Here is a 15,031-nt window from a genome sequence, read left to right on the forward strand (position 1 = left end):
GCCAGTTTTATGAATCATTCGGACTGGTGTACCTCGAAGCAGCTGCCTGCGGGAAAGCTGCCATCGCGGGAAACAGGGGAGGAACCAATGAAGCCGTGGTAGACGATGTAACCGGGTACCTGGTAGATCCGTTATCCAGAGAGGCCATTGTTGATAAAGTAGTACGCCTGTTGCAAGATAAACCGCTGCGTGAGCAGATGCAGACAAACGCACTCAAAAGAGCCACTGCCGATTTTTCAAATAAACGCATGGCAGAGAAAATAGTAAATTTTTGACCTGATGATGAGGAACCGAAGCGCCCATATTAATTTATTACTCCTGCTGAATTTCATTTTCGCATGTGTGGCAGGAATTGTGTCCACCAGCCTGGCCACTTTCCTGTTTAATGTGCTGTTGCTGACGCTGGGAGTGGGTTGTATCAATCTCCTTGCTAAAGACACTACAAAACAGCAATCTTCCATTAGTATCTTTCTTTCTTTTTTCCTGGTCTATGGTACTTATATGATGATCACCAACGAGATTTTTGTACATGACCCGTTTAAAGATATTTTCTACGCAAAAGATTCCGTTACCTTCTATACGTATATTGATAAAGTAGCCGGCGCGCGGAGCATCGGTGAAATTGGGACTTACTACAGCACCGACTTCTTTGCGAACGATTGGAAAGGTTTTGCTTATGTCTCTACCATCATCGCATTCATCGCAAAAGGAATAGACACTAACTCATTGCTGTTACAGAAATTACAGATTGTAGCCTGCTCCAGTGCCGTATTGGTCATCCTCTACAACTTACTGGCGAATTATATCACAGATGAGTACAGCGTTAAAATGACGGTCATCTACGGATTCCTTTCCTACAATTTCTTTTACTCCGCCATTTATCTGAGAGATGTACACATCGGTTTGTTTTTTGGCCTTTATTTCCTGCTGATCGTTTTCAGGAAAGGCTTTACCGGATTGATTTACTGCCTGCTGCTAACAGTGGTCATTTTCTTTTTCAGACCAGAGCACGGTTACTTCTCCGTGTCTTTTCTAATGGCGTATATCTATTTACTGGTAACAGACAAGAACAATAAAACCGCCAATAAATTTAAAATTCCCATCCTGATACTCCTGGCGCTTCCGGCGCTGACACAGATAGCTTTATTGAAGGATGGCCTAGATACAATTCAGAGTACCAGTGATAACTATCGGGATTTTTCTGCCGACAGCGCCGGTTTGGGCTCTTTTGGCAGCCAGCTGCTTCGTTTACCCTTTGGCGTGAGACATTTTGCAGTTGGATTATTTTCCCAGACACTTCCTTTTCCTTTTTACGCTGTTCTGCAAGAGAACCCGTTCTTTATACCCTGGGCCTTAGCGGCGCTCTTCTGGTTTATAGTGTGGGTGGTGATCATTTATACCACTGTGTTTAAACCACGGAATCCGCTATTCCAGTTTAAAGAACTGAATATCTTGTTCCTGATCTCCATTGTATTGGTCCTGGGGGCCAGCTCCAATGCGGATACACGAAGGATTATGTCGGTGTACCCGATTTTCTTTGTCATTTTTTCAGGCGGGATTTTATCATTGGCCAAAGCCAAAAGAAGGCAGATAGTCTTACAGGGACTGCTGTTTTACTTTACATTAATATTTGCATACGGCTTAATAAAGTAAAGTTGAAGATATGGATAAACGTACGCACATAGAAAGAGTTTCAGTGAGGAAATATGCAAGGATATTTGTAGTCATTGCAGGTTCCCTGCTATCCTCCTGCGCAAATACATTTTCTCAGAATGTGGCGAAAAACGCCACCCTGAGCGTTTCTCCGGCTCCCAACTATACATTAACAAAAGACAAGAGCCGCAAGGAAATGCTGGTCGACGGACAATATTCCAACATCCTTTTTTTCTGGAAAGATCCCGGAACCTTAGGCTGGCAGAATGTGAACCAGGTAACGATCGATTTCTCTTTTGATACGCCGGTGTCTGTTGCGGCCGTAAAGTTGCATACAGTAACCGGGCAAAAAGCGGAAGTAAATATGCCGTTGAGCGTATTGGTGTTTATGAGTAACGACCAGCAACACTGGCAGTATATCGGTGATATGATGGATAACCAATCCGCAAAGGATGAATACTATAAGATCATACCCTTGTCCTTAGACGGTATTCATGCCACGGGAAAATATGTGCGGGTGCTGGCGATTCCGAACGGCAGCTATCTCTTTACGGATGAAATACAAATCTTAGCGGGCGATAGCAACGTCGCCAGTCGGTCAGCAAACTATAAAGCAGTAAACACCAGCGATCTTCCTGGTTTTGTAAAACAATGCCGGGATGCTTCCATTGGACAACGTTTTTCAAAAGAAGAGAAAAGTGCCGCCGTTGCGAAAAGCGCACCGTTGTCGGCTATGGCGGTTGCTGCGCCCAACAATACGGGCGTAACCATGACACAGCTGGCATCTCCTTTTGCTACTGCTCTGCAGCCAGTGTCAACAACTACCCCGATCGAAACTTTTAAAGGATTATCCGACTACACAGGCTGGGTGATCTCCAACGGTACCGGCAAAAGTACGTCCGTTACGCTTTCCTTTACGGCTGGTTCTCCTGATCTCAGTGTGCATACTTATTGGGCTAAACCAGTGAAGAGCCGCGATTTCAAAGTAGTGCCGGATGCGCTGGCAGAGCTGAAAAGCGGTGCTGCCTTTGACCTGGCGGCGAACGAAACGAAAGTGATACTCATGAAAACCCAGGCCGGCAACGCAGGCAATTATAAAGTATCGCTGAATTTACAAGGTCAGGGAATTAATGTCAGCAAACAGCTGAGCGTAAATGCAGGCAGCCCTTCGCTGGCTGCATTTACGAATCTCAAACCGGATGTAAATGTTTGGGCCTATTTCAACTATCCGCTGCTGGCTGGCCGTCAGGCAAGCACCCGTCAGGATCTCCTGAATCACTATGTAAATACTTTCGTGATCCCGCCGGGAATATTGTTGCCTAACCTGCCGGTAGATAAAAATGAAAAACTGAAAGCTTATCTGCAAAACATGAAAGGGTTCGACCAGGTACTGCTTTATCTTGATTTTTCTGTTAATGGAAAATCTGATTTCCTATCTGACGCCTGGAAACAATCCTTCCTGAAATGGTACGACGATATCCTGAAAGTGATTGTCAGTGGCGGTGTATCCGCAAATAGGGTATACCTGTACCCGTTTGATGAAGTGAAACCCACACAGGTAAATGCGTTTAAACAATTTTCTGATTGGATAAAATCGGTACGGAAAGGCACCCCCATTTTTGCCACTATTTCCAACGCCGGCACTTTAAATACTATTGGCCAGAACATCGATATTTCACAGGTATTTTATAACAATAAAATCATCAGGGAGAATCAGGAAAGCAGATCTTCCCGTGGTAAAACCTGGTTATACGATATCAAGAAACCAACAAAGTCATTATCTCCGTACGGATATTATCGCTTAATGGCCTGGAAGGCTTATGCAGCGGGGATTACCGGCATTGGTTTCTGGCAGTACGGAGATGTAGGCCATGAAGCCAATGCTACTTCCGTATGGGATGACTTTGATGGTAAGTCGGCCGATTTCGCTGTCATTTATGATGATGGCAATCAGGTATTGTCCAGCAGAAGATGGGAAGCCTTTAAAGTGGGCGTAGAAGATTACATGCTTCTGTCGGCCTATGCAAAGAAAACAGGTGCATCCGCAGCGATGGAACTCTGCCGCAGTGTACTGGCAAATGAAGATAAAACGTCGCAGGCAGATGATGCTCGGAAAAAGATCATTAAAGCATTAGAAAATTAAGCAGATAACTATGAGGAAACCGGAACTATTGATACTGGCCACTATGCCTCCACCCATCGGTGGCGTGACAATTCACGTCAAGCGACTTACGCAGTTCCTGGATAATAACGATTACGCATACACTTTTACCGACCTGAAAAGAACTACTCCGGGCGCCACTGTGAAAGCCATCTGGAAACACCGGTTTATTCATTGTCATCTGTCCAATTCACTGGTAAGATGTGCTTTGGTGACCGCAGGTGCAGTATTGGGCAAGAAAATTGTATTTACGTTCCACGGAAACATCGGACGGTACAATATGGTGAAGAACCTGGCAGATAAATGGTCCTTCCGGCTGGCATACCTGCCTATTGTCATGAATCAGAAAAGTATGGATATCGGCAGCCGGCTAAATAAACACACCAAATTTATCCCGGCATTCATTCCACCGGGAAATGAGGAGCCATTGCCAGCGGAGTTGAAAGCCGAAATAGTGCAAAGGCAAAAGACCGCCAGTATTATTTGTGCTACCAACGCCTATGGTGTAACGATCGATAAAGAAGGGAAGGAAGTATACCAGCTGTCATTGCTGGTAAAAATCTTTAACGATTTGCCGGAAGCATGCCTGATTATTTCTGATCCTTCCGGGAATTATAAAAAATATTTTGAGCGTACTGGTTGTAGTCTCTCTCCGAATATTTTATTAATCGATAAGCAGCACAGCTTTTTTGAAATATTAAAAGTGTCGGACGTGTTTTTACGGATCACCACTACCGACGGTGATTCTTTATCTGTAAAAGAAGCCTTGTTTTTACAGAAACAGGTACTGACAACAGATGTGGTAGATCGTCCGGCAGGTGTTCAACTGGTGCCGCTGAACGATGCCGCCATCACACAGGCGATCCGTAATTTGAAAAAAGGAACGAATGATGACAACAGGATCCAGCTAAAAAATGGAGCTGCTGAACTACTGGACCTGTATAAAGAGGTCATCAATTAGAAATAAAGGAAGTATGAGTTTGATCGTTTTTGTTAAAGAGAATGTAAATATAAATAGCCCTTTTATAGGGAAGGCCCTTTCTTTAATTCCTTTTGGAAGCAGGCCTGGCATAGGTAGCGTGTACCAGAAAAGAAGGTCGGATATCGCCACCTACGAATCACTGGATATGGAAGGAAAAAGAGCATTTATATTTCAACGCTTTCGCAGCATCTTGAACTATGCGTATGAGCGGGTACCATTCTATAAAACTTTCTATGACGAAAAAAGATTTTCGCCACGGGACCGGCAATCCTTTGATGACATTAAACAGGTACCGGTTGTAAGCAAGGAAATATTAAAACTGTATAGCGTAGAGGACAGAACCGCCTATGTAAAGGATAAGTACCTGGTCAACACAGACCGGTCCTCTGGTAAACCGCTGTCGTTCTATGTTTCGGCAAAGGTGATTGCGAATGAGTGGGCCCATATGCATCGCATCTGGCAATGCCTGGGGTATAAGCCCGGCAGCCTGAAGCTGACCTTTGCCGGTAAAAGTGAGTGCCGGAAAAATTGTGTGGAATACGATGCCTTACGTCATCGCTATGCAGTAAATATTTATGCAGATCCGGCACTATGTGCAACGGAACTGAAGAAAATCCTGAGAAAACAACGCATTGAGTTTTTACACGGCTATACCAGTGCGCTGTACGAATTCAGTTTGTATTGCAGGGATCATGATCACGAATTAATAGGGCTGCTTAAAAAGAACCTGAAAGGCGCCCTTTTAAGCGCGGAGTATCCCACACCTTTGTTCAGGGATACCATTGAGAAAGTATTTAATATACCCAGCATCTCCTGGTACGGCCGTACAGAAAGAAGTATACTGGCATATGAAAGCGCGAAGTACGTGTACACGCCTTTCCAGACTTACGGATATACGGAAGCGTTAGATAATGGTTCAAACAAAGGTGTGCAAAACCTGGTGGGAACCAGCTTTTATAACCTCGCCTCTCCTTTAATCAGGTATGATACCTGCGATGAAATAGGAGAAGTAAAAACAGATGATGGGATATTGCAGTCATTTTCTATTGCAGGTAAACGGGCAGGAGATTTTATACTGGATGCAAAGCAGAAAAAGATTCCTTTAACAGGACTTATTTTTGGCCGCCATCACCGCTTGTTAGATGTTTGCTCACATCTCCAGATTGCACAACAAGCGCCTGGACAGGCCACCATCCTGTATGTATTATCTGATACCATCCAGGACTTACAACACCCGGAGAAATTATTTGATAACAGTAATGTAGATATACAGTTCGAATTCCGATTAATTGACCGTCCTATAAAAACCATTTCAGGAAAGGTAAACCTATTGGTGAATGCTACTGAAGTAACAAATTAATTATTAAAGAAATGAAACAACTGATTCAGTCTTTCAAAACAGGAGAAACAATATTAGAAGATGTACCGGCTCCGGGCGTGAGCAGGGGCGGTGTACTTATTCAAACTACCCGTAGCCTTGTATCACTTGGAACGGAACGTATGCTGGTGGAATTCGGGAAAGCGAATCTGATCCAAAAAGCCCGGCAGCAACCCGATAAAGTAAAACAGGTACTGGATAAGGTGAAAACGGAAGGCTTAATGCCAACACTGGAAGCCGTATTTAATAAATTGGGACAACCACTTCCGCTGGGATATTGTAACGTAGGAAAAGTGATTGCGGTAGGGGAAGATGTACATGAATTTAAAGTGGGCGACCGCGTAGCATCCAACGGACAGCATGCGGAGTTTGTAAGCATTCCCCAGAACCTGGTGGCGGCTATTCCCGACAACGTGTCGGATGAAGAAGCTGCTTTCACGGTGATCGGGTCTATCGGTCTGCAAGGAATCAGGTTATGTAACCCTACTCTGGGAGAAACCATTGTGGTAATAGGTTTGGGGCTGATCGGTCTCATGACAGCCGGCTTACTGGTGGCAAACGGATGCCGCGTAATTGGAATCGATCTCGATGCAAAGAAAATAGCCCTCGCCCGGGAGAAGGGTATCATCGGTATCAATCCGAGAGAAGGCAGCGATGTGGTGAAGTCAGTGATGGATCTTACCGGCGGCATCGGCGCCGACGGTGTGATTATCACCGCCTCCGCCAAAACGGATGATATCATTTCCCAGGCTGCCCAGATGAGCAGAAAACGCGGCAGGGTGGTGCTGGTAGGCGTAATCGGACTGAATATCAGCCGGGCAGAGTTTTATGAAAAAGAACTCACCTTCCAGGTATCCTGTTCGTATGGCCCTGGCCGTTATGACGAAAACTACGAACAACGTGGACAGGACTATCCGTTGCCATTTGTGAGATGGACAGAGAAACGGAACTTTGAAACAGTACTGCAGGCCATCGGATCCGGAAAGCTGGATGTTGGGTCGCTCATTACAGAGCGCATACCACTCGCTGAATACCAGAAAATATACGGAGATATTGGTCATAGCAACTCCATCGCCTCTATCCTCGTATACCCCGAACAAGCCGCCGCAGAGCGGGTTGTAAAGGTAATACCCGGCGCTTCCTTCAATGGTTCAAAAGGCGTATTCGGGATCGTAGGGGCAGGGAATTTTACCAAAATGACCATGCTGCCCGCCCTGGAGAAAGTAGGCGCCAATATTAAATTTATTGCTAGCGCCGGTGGTGTTACAGGCACCGCACTGGCTAAAAAACATAAGATCGCATACAGTACAACGGATTACCAGGAATTGCTGAAAGATGCGGATACAGACGCGGTGCTGATTACCACCCGGCATAATGCCCACGCTGCTATGGTCACTAAAGCCTTGCAGGCAGGTAAACACGTGTTTGTAGAGAAGCCGCTGGCCCTTAACCAGGAAGAACTGGGCAGGATCATTGCTGCCTACAACGGATCAGTAACCCTCACCGTCGGCTTTAACCGCCGTTTTTCTCCGCATGTGCAGAAAGTAAAACAACTCGTGGGCAACGCACCCATGAATATCATCGCTACTATGAATGCGGGCGCTATACCGGCGAACGTTTGGGTGCATGACATGAAAGTAGGTGGTGGCCGCATCATCGGCGAAGCCTGCCACTTTATTGACCTGATCACTTATCTGACAGGCAGCAAAGTGAAGGCCGTTTGTATGAATGCCATGGGACAAAATCCAGCAGAAAACACAGATAATGCTTCTATCCTGTTGCAATATGAAAATGGCTCTACCGGCGTAATTAACTATTTCTCCAATGGTTCCAAAGCATATGCAAAAGAAAGAATAGAAGTATACTCACAGGAACGTACAGCAGTTATCGATAACTATCGTATTACCGAAGGATACGGCTTCAAAGGTTTTACCAGGTTAAAAACAAGTATCGACAAAGGGCATAAAGCCCAGTTCCAGCTGTTGACAGAACGTATCAAAAACGGCGGTGCTGCACTGATTCCTTTTGAAGAGATTATCAATACCACGCTGGCCAGTTTTGCTGCCATTGAAAGCCTGAAACAAGGAGGCTGGATACCGGTAGAACCATTGGTAGCAACGGAGAAATCCCGTGCAGGGAAAACAGAAATACCGCAGGTGGCAGCGGTATAATAAAAGCCATATTTTAAGCACCATATTGTAGAAACCATATAGAAAAACCATATCGATATGAAGTTAACCATCATTGCGGGCGCGCGCCCCAATTTCATGAAAATAGCTCCTATTATTGCTGCCGTTCAGGAAAAGCGAAAAGAAGGCTATGACATCAGTTACCGCCTGGTACATACCGGTCAGCACTACGACAAAAACATGAGCCAATCATTTTTTGAACAGTTGGGTATCCCGGAGCCGGACGCGAATCTGGAGTCTGGTGGCGGCTCACAGGCAGAACAAACCGCCAATATCATGATCCGCTTTGAGAAGGAACTGACAGCGCATCCCTGTGATCTGTTGCTGGTAGTAGGCGATGTAACTTCAACCCTTGCCTGCGCCATAGTAGCCAAGAAAATGAAAATTAAAGTGGCGCATGTGGAAGCGGGTATCCGCTCCGGCGATATCACCATGCCGGAAGAAATTAACCGCCTGGTAACGGATTCCATTACAGATTACTTCTTCACTACCTCCGTTATTGCGAATACCAATTTGCAGAAAGAAGGAAAAACACCAGACCAGATCCTGTTTGTAGGTAATACCATGATCGATACCTTACTGAAACAACGCAGCCGCTTTACACCACCTGCTATCTGGGAACAGGCCGGTCTGCTGCCACAGCAGTACATCGTAATGACCCTGCACCGCCCGGCGAATGTAGACGAAGAAGAAAACCTCGCCTTGCTGATCAATGAAATTATGCTTCATAGCCAGCAATTACCTGTCATCTTCCCGGTGCATCCCCGTACCGCTAAGAACCTGGAAAAAATTGCCGTGGCACATCCGCGCTTACACCTGGTAGAACCATTGGGCTACCTGGAATTCAATTACCTGGTAGAAAACGCGAAGGCCGTGATTACAGACTCCGGTGGTATTACAGAGGAAACCACGGTAATGGGCGTGCCTTGTATGACGCTGCGGGATTCTACAGAAAGACCGGAAACCTGCATCACAGGTACCAATGAACTGCTGGGAGTGGATCCTAAAGCATTGGCGCCGGCTATGCAGAAATTATTCGCAGGTCAGTGGAAGAAAGGTAGTATCCCCGCATTATGGGATGGCAAAACAGCAGAAAGAATCACAGCGCATTTAACACAAATATTTGCCGTAAAACAGCAACAGACAGAAGTGGTATGAGTAGTTTGAATACAGTAATAAATGGACTGAAGGTAGTGCGGAATATGGGCTGGCGTTATGTGGCATTCCGTTCTGTTCATGAGTTGAACCGCAGGACCGGGCGCCTTAAAAAGCGTTTCCCACAGGCGCCTGCGTTTCAGCGTTACCTGTCATTAGACGAGTGGAAGGAACAATCTGTTGCTTTCTTTTTTCAGAGCCGGGAAGAGGTGTCTGCTCCGCGGAACCCTTCGCCGGCGCTGGCAGAGCGGTTTAAACAGATCAAAAACGGAAAGCTTACTTTTTTCAATGGCGCTACTTTATCGCTTGGCAAAGACTTTCCCTGGATGAAGAATCCCGATTCGGGATTTATGTATAATGGTGAACAGCACTGGACGGAAGTAAATGACTATTCCGCCGAAGCGGGCGATATCAAATACGTATGGGAGAAAGCCCGCTTTGCTTACCTGTATGATATTATCCGCTATGATCATCATTTTGAAAAAGACAACGCGGCATTGGTGTTTGGCGACATCCTGTCGTGGATCAGCGGCAATAAAGTAAACAGCGGTCCGCATTATAAATGCAGCCAGGAAATCAGTCTGCGGGTATTGAACTGGACCTTTGCCCTATACTTCTACCGGAATTCACCGGCGCTTACGGAAGAAATTTTTGACCAGATCCAGTATGCCATTTACTGGCAACTGCATCACGTATTTCACAATATTAATTTTTCACGCATCGCGGTGCGTAACAACCATGCTATCACCGAAACGCTGGCATTATATCTCGGTGGATTGTTGTACCCTTCCCTACCCGGCGCCGCTGCCTGGAAAGAGCAGGGCCGGAAATGGTTTGAAGAGGAAATCGCTTACCAGGTGTATGACGACGGTACCTTCCTGCAGTTTTCGATGAACTATCACCGCGTGGTGATCCAGTTGTTTACCTGGGCGTTGCGCCTGTCGGCACTCAACGGGGAATCTTTTGCACCACATGTAAAAGAGAGAGCAACAAAATCGCTGCGCTTTTTACGTGTATGCATGAACGATGGAAACGGCTGGTTGCCCAATTATGGCGCCAACGACGGTGCCTTGTTCTTCCGCCTGAATGATCAGCACTACCGCGACTATCGCCCGCAACTCCAGGCGCTGGCCACGCTGCTGCAAATGGATGCGGAATTTCCGGAGATCGATGAGGACCTTTATTGGTACGGACTGTTTCCGGCAGAGGGCGATTCCACCGTACTGGAAATAGGTAAAACCCTGTACTCATTTCCCGAAGGTGGTTATTTTATCTGTAGGGAGATGGAAACACTCACTTTCCTGCGTTGCGGAAATCACCGCGACAGGCCTTCGCAGGCAGACAACCTGCATCTGGATATCTGGCATAAAAATGAAAACCTGCTGATGGATGCAGGCAGCTATAAATATAACACCGATGAAGAAACGCTGCGTTACTTCATGGGCACCGCTTCGCATAATACCGTCATGCTGGATAACTACGACCAGATGCTGAAAGGCCCCCGTTTTATCTGGTACAACTGGACACAATGTTCACGTGCAAGGATATACGAAACTACTGATGAATATATCTGGGAAGGCGCCGTCAGTTGCTTCCAGCATGTGGGCGCGGATATTATCCATATCCGCCAGGTGCGGAAGAAGAAGAATGCTACGGTATGGATCATCAAAGATCATATCCAGCATAAGCCCACCCATCTTGTGATGCGGCAACTATGGCATACCAGCGCACCGGAGAAATTAATCACAAAGGCGGAAGACAGCAGTGGCGCCATTTTACAGCCACTGTGTAAACCGGGCATGTATTCATCTCTCTATGGTGTAAAAGAAAAAAACAGCAGTATCATATTTACGACAAACGCAGATACCATCATTACTGAGATCATAATATAATTATCCATGAAAATTTTATTAGTACACCAATACTTTTTGGAAGAAGATGATCCGGGAGGCTCGCGGTGGAATGAAATCACGAAGTCCTGGACAGAACAAGGCGCGGAAGTAACGGTGCTGGGGGGGATGATGCATTACAACGGTTCCGCAAAAAGGGACGAGTACAAAGGAAAATACTTTGTAAAGAAACAACAGGGACTGGTAACAGTTTGGCGCTGCCATGTATCGGAATCCTATAATGCTAATTTCCTTGGCCGGCTGTGGGGATATTTCTCCTTTATGTTTTCTTCTCTCTGGGCAGGTCTCTTCAAGGCCAAAGGGAAGTTCGATGTGGTGGTGGTTACCTCTCCGCCTTTATTTGTAGGCTTCTCGGGCTATGTGTTGTCCAGGTTGAAACGCATGCCATTGATCTTTGAAGTGCGTGATCTCTGGCCGGAATCGGCCATTGATACGGGCGTATTGAAGAATAAACTCGTCATAAAACTGGCCTATTGGGTAGAGGATTTTATTTACCGGAAAGCAGACCTGATCAACGTCTTAACGCCCGCATTTTTTAATACCCTGCGGGATAAGAAAAAAGTACCGGAACAGAAACTGCTCTTCATTCCCAACGCGGCAGATTTTTCCTTGTCGGACCACCTGCTGCAATCCTTTGACAGTACCGCTTTCCGTCAGCAACATCAGTTGGAAGGAAAATTCGTGATCACCTACGTTGGTGCACATGGTGTGGCCAACCACCTGGAACAGATCCTGGATGCCGGTAAAGCACTGGAAGATACTTCCGTGTTATTCCTGCTGATAGGACAGGGAATGGAGAAACCCAGATTGCAACAACTCGCTGCTGATAAAGGCGTAAAGAATGTACGTTTTCTGGATGCCGTACCGAAAGCCGAAGTGTTCAAATACATCCTCGCGTCTGAAATGGGCGCTTCGGTGTTAAAAAGAGTAGACACCTTTAAAACGGTATACTCCAATAAAACTTTCGACTATATGGCCTGTAAGAAGCCTATCCTGATGGCCATCGATGGCGTATCAAGAGAACTGGTGGAAACGGCCGGCGCGGGTTGCTACGTGGAGCCGGAAAATATCGCCGCCTATAACACGATTATCCGGAGTTATTTACAAGACCCACAACGCCTGCAACGCGAAGGAGAGAGCGGCTTCCAGTATGCAAAACAAAACTTCGACCGGCAGGTACTGGCACTCCGCTATCTGAATCATATCCGGCAAAAAATATCAAAAGAAATAAAGTCAACCGATGCATTGGTACAGGAATCTATTTAAACCATTCGTGGATATCACCGCAGCACTGCTGGCACTGGTAATACTATCACCGGTGATGGTGGTGTTGATGATATTACTGACCATTGCCAACAGTGGAAAGCCTTTCTTTTTGCAACCGCGTCCCGGTAAAAATGGACGCATTTTCCGTGTCATCAAGTTCAAAACCATGAACGACCGGAAAGGCCCCGACGGCCGGTTGCTGTCGGATGAAATCAGGCTCACCCCTGTAGGAAAATTTGTCAGGAAAACATCGCTCGATGAAATTCCACAGTTGATCAATGTGTTAAAGGGAGATATGAGCCTGATAGGCCCGAGACCTTTGCTGGTAGACTATCTCCCGTTGTACAATACCATGCAGCATCGTCGTCATGAAGTACGCCCCGGCATCACTGGCTGGGCGCAGGTAAATGGCCGCAATGCGATCAGCTGGGACCAGAAGTTTGCATATGATGTGTGGTATGTAAATAATATCAGTCTTGCCCTGGATCTGAAAATAGTCTGGATGACGGCGCAGAAGGTGATTAAATCCGAAGGGATTAGTGCCGCTGGCGCGGCCACAATGGAACGTTTCATGGGCAATGGGTAAAATAATTAAATAGTTAGCACGATGTATTTATACGGCGCCAGCGGACACGCAAAAGTGATCATCGAAATATTACAATCCATGGGAACTCCCGTGGAGGGGCTGTTTGATGATAACCCGGATATAAAACAGATCTGGCAGTACCCGGTGATGAAGTATGCACCGGCATTGGTATCTCCGGAGATCATTATCTCCATTGGTAAAAATCTGATCCGGAAAAAAATAGCAGAACAACTGCCCGGTCGCTTCGGTATCGCCCTGCATCAAAGAGCCAATGTATCTCCAACCGCCATGATTGCGGAAGGAACGGTAGTGATGGCAGGTGCTACAGTCAACGCGGATGTGCTGATCGGCAGGCATTGCATCATCAACACCAATGCTTCTGTTGATCATGAGTGTGTACTGGAAGATTTCGTGCATATCTCTCCCAACGCAACATTATGTGGCAATGTGAGGGTGGGAGAAGGAACGCATATCGGCGCCGGCGCCGTGGTGATTCCTGGTGTTGTCATTGGCAAATGGGCCGTGATCGGCGCAGGAGCCGTTGTAACAAAAGATATTCCTGATCAGAGTCTGGCGGTGGGAAACCCCGCACGTAAAAGATAAACAAGAAAATTGTCAGTATGAACAATCAAAAAATATGGTTATCCTCGCCCCACATGGGAGCAAAGGAATTTGAATTTGTAAAGGAAGCATTTGATACCAACTGGATCGCTCCCTTAGGACCACATGTCGATGGTTTTGAAAAAGACCTGTCGGCATACACACACGCTGCACACGTGGCTGCATTGTCGTCCGGAACGGCGGCCCTTCACCTCGCCCTGATACTGGCAGGCGTAGGCCCCGGCGATGAAGTGATCTGTCAAAGTATGACCTTTTCCGCTTCAGCCAATCCGATCGCTTATCTAGGCGCCACACCGGTGTTTGTAGACAGTGAAACCAGTACCTGGAACATGGATCCGGTATTGCTGGAACAGGCCATCAAAGACAGGATAGTAAAAGGCAAAAAGCCTAAAGCCATTATCCCGGTTCATTTATACGGCATGCCCGCTCAGATGAACGAGATCATGGAAATAGCCAATCGCTATGATATTCCCGTGATTGAAGATGCTGCGGAAGCACTGGGATCAAAGTACCAGGAGCAGTCATGTGGCAGCATCGGTAAACTCGGTATCCTCAGCTTTAACGGCAACAAAATTATTACCACTAGTGGCGGCGGCGCCCTGATAGGTAATGAGGAAGCACTCATCAGCAAATCGCGCTTCCTGGCTACACAAGCCCGCGATGCAGCTCCGCATTACCAGCATAGTCACATCGGTTACAATTACCGGATGAGCAACGTATGCGCTGCCATTGGCCGCGGACAAATGACCGTGCTCGACGAAAGAGTGGCGCAACGCAGAGCCAATTATCAACATTATGTGGAGCAGTTATCAGATTTACCGGGTATCTCTTTTCTGGCAGAACCAACCGGTTTTTTCAGCAACCGCTGGCTCTCTGCTATTTTGATTGACCCCGCTGTGAGCAATGGTATTACCCGCGAAACGGTACGACTGGCACTGGAAAAAGAGAACATTGAATCCAGGCCATTGTGGAAGCCGATGCATATGCAACCTGTTTTTAAACAGGCGCCCGCTTATGTAAATGGCGTTTCCGAATCACTATTCGACAACGGACTGTGTTTGCCCAGCGGATCTAATCTAACTACAACTGATCTTACAAAAATTACCAACCTTATAAAAACTTTATTTACG

Annotated in this window: 12 protein-coding genes; all 12 read left to right on the forward strand. The window is 46.5% G+C overall.

Going from position 1 to position 15,031, the window contains the following annotated elements; all coding sequences use genetic code 11:
* A partial coding sequence (locus tag VIP81_RS05530; RefSeq protein WP_331957475.1) for a glycosyltransferase occupies positions 1 to 275 on the forward strand: 275 nt, incomplete at its 5' end.
* A gap of 4 nt (positions 276 to 279) precedes the next feature.
* The gene (locus VIP81_RS05535; RefSeq protein ID WP_331957476.1) at positions 280 to 1,653 is read left to right on the forward strand and encodes a hypothetical protein; all 1,374 of its coding nucleotides are present in this window, start codon (positions 280 to 282) and stop codon (positions 1,651 to 1,653) included.
* 10 nt (positions 1,654 to 1,663) lie between these two features.
* Positions 1,664 to 3,796, forward strand: coding sequence for a hypothetical protein (locus VIP81_RS05540; protein ID WP_331957477.1), 2,133 nt, complete (start codon positions 1,664 to 1,666; stop codon positions 3,794 to 3,796).
* A gap of 10 nt (positions 3,797 to 3,806) precedes the next feature.
* Positions 3,807 to 4,775, forward strand: a complete 969-nt coding sequence (locus tag VIP81_RS05545; RefSeq protein WP_331957478.1) for a hypothetical protein — start codon at positions 3,807 to 3,809, stop codon at positions 4,773 to 4,775.
* A gap of 13 nt (positions 4,776 to 4,788) precedes the next feature.
* Positions 4,789 to 6,156 carry a hypothetical protein gene (locus VIP81_RS05550; RefSeq protein ID WP_331957479.1) on the forward strand — a complete coding sequence of 456 codons (1,368 nt, stop codon included), beginning with the start codon at positions 4,789 to 4,791 and terminating at the stop codon, positions 6,154 to 6,156.
* A gap of 11 nt (positions 6,157 to 6,167) precedes the next feature.
* A complete protein-coding gene (locus tag VIP81_RS05555) occupies positions 6,168 to 8,345 on the forward strand; it encodes a bi-domain-containing oxidoreductase (RefSeq protein WP_331957480.1) in 2,178 nt (725 codons plus the stop codon).
* 57 nt (positions 8,346 to 8,402) lie between these two features.
* Positions 8,403 to 9,521 (forward strand): non-hydrolyzing UDP-N-acetylglucosamine 2-epimerase, encoded by a 1,119-nt coding sequence (gene wecB, locus VIP81_RS05560; RefSeq protein ID WP_331957481.1) that lies wholly within the window; start codon positions 8,403 to 8,405, stop codon positions 9,519 to 9,521.
* Positions 9,518 to 11,410, forward strand: a complete 1,893-nt coding sequence (locus tag VIP81_RS05565) for an alginate lyase family protein (RefSeq protein WP_331957482.1) — start codon at positions 9,518 to 9,520, stop codon at positions 11,408 to 11,410. The genes wecB and VIP81_RS05565 overlap by 4 nt, the downstream gene beginning before the upstream one ends.
* Before the next feature lie 6 nt (positions 11,411 to 11,416).
* Entirely contained in the window at positions 11,417 to 12,694 is a 1,278-nt protein-coding gene (locus tag VIP81_RS05570; protein WP_331957483.1) for a glycosyltransferase family 4 protein, read from the forward strand.
* A complete protein-coding gene (locus VIP81_RS05575) occupies positions 12,669 to 13,280 on the forward strand; it encodes a sugar transferase (RefSeq protein WP_331957484.1) in 612 nt (203 codons plus the stop codon). Before VIP81_RS05570 ends, VIP81_RS05575 begins: the two co-directional genes overlap by 26 nt.
* A 21-nt stretch (positions 13,281 to 13,301) precedes the next feature.
* A complete protein-coding gene (locus tag VIP81_RS05580) occupies positions 13,302 to 13,883 on the forward strand; it encodes an acetyltransferase (protein WP_331957485.1) in 582 nt (193 codons plus the stop codon).
* A 17-nt stretch (positions 13,884 to 13,900) separates the two neighbouring features.
* Positions 13,901 to 15,031, forward strand: a 1,131-nt coding sequence (locus VIP81_RS05585) for a DegT/DnrJ/EryC1/StrS family aminotransferase (RefSeq protein ID WP_331957486.1), incomplete at its 3' end; no start/stop codon positions are given.

It is taken from the genome of Chitinophaga sp. (genome assembly GCF_036566945.1).
Classification (GTDB): domain Bacteria; phylum Bacteroidota; class Bacteroidia; order Chitinophagales; family Chitinophagaceae; genus Chitinophaga.

Bases quoted from the DNA above. Each gene is read 5' to 3' on its own strand.
- VIP81_RS05580 (WP_331957485.1), top strand. From the start codon at position 13,302: ATGTATTTATACGGCGCCAGCGGACACGCAAAAGTGATCATCGAAATA.
- VIP81_RS05555 (WP_331957480.1), top strand. From the start codon at position 6,168: ATGAAACAACTGATTCAGTCTTTCAAAACAGGAGAAACAATATTAGAA.
- VIP81_RS05540 (WP_331957477.1), top strand. From the start codon at position 1,664: ATGGATAAACGTACGCACATAGAAAGAGTTTCAGTGAGGAAATATGCA.
- VIP81_RS05550 (WP_331957479.1), top strand. From the start codon at position 4,789: ATGAGTTTGATCGTTTTTGTTAAAGAGAATGTAAATATAAATAGCCCT.
- VIP81_RS05545 (WP_331957478.1), top strand. From the start codon at position 3,807: ATGAGGAAACCGGAACTATTGATACTGGCCACTATGCCTCCACCCATC.
- VIP81_RS05575 (WP_331957484.1), top strand. From the start codon at position 12,669: ATGCATTGGTACAGGAATCTATTTAAACCATTCGTGGATATCACCGCA.
- wecB (WP_331957481.1), top strand. From the start codon at position 8,403: ATGAAGTTAACCATCATTGCGGGCGCGCGCCCCAATTTCATGAAAATA.
- VIP81_RS05570 (WP_331957483.1), top strand. From the start codon at position 11,417: ATGAAAATTTTATTAGTACACCAATACTTTTTGGAAGAAGATGATCCG.
- VIP81_RS05535 (WP_331957476.1), top strand. From the start codon at position 280: ATGATGAGGAACCGAAGCGCCCATATTAATTTATTACTCCTGCTGAAT.
- VIP81_RS05565 (WP_331957482.1), top strand. From the start codon at position 9,518: ATGAGTAGTTTGAATACAGTAATAAATGGACTGAAGGTAGTGCGGAAT.